This window comes from Escherichia sp. AM3 (assembly GCF_032029835.1).
Lineage (GTDB): Bacteria > Pseudomonadota > Gammaproteobacteria > Enterobacterales > Enterobacteriaceae > Escherichia > Escherichia coli.
In genome coordinates this window covers 1-233 of the sequence record NZ_JAVUPQ010001337.1, presented here as the reverse complement: position 1 = coordinate 233, position 233 = coordinate 1, and the positions used below count along the sequence as shown (strand labels likewise).

Annotated in this window: 1 pseudogene; it reads left to right on the top strand. The window is 56.2% G+C overall.

The features are described 5' to 3' along the window. Positions 1–233, top strand: a pseudogene (locus RTW80_RS30955) (arabinose ABC transporter substrate-binding protein); the annotation flags it as partial.

The window sequence follows — 233 nt, the reverse complement described above, 5'->3', positions numbered from 1 at the left end:
GGTGAGAAAACGCTGAACGCCATTGATAGCCTGGCGGCCAGCGGCGCGAAAGGTTTCGTTATCTGTACGCCGGATCCAAAACTGGGGTCAGCGATTGCCGCGAAAGCGCGCGGTTACGACATGAAAGTGATTGCGGTGGACGATCAGTTCGTGAACGCCAAAGGTAAACCGATGGATACCGTTCCGCTGGTAATGATGGCGGCCACTAAAATCGGTGAGCGTCAGGGCCAGGA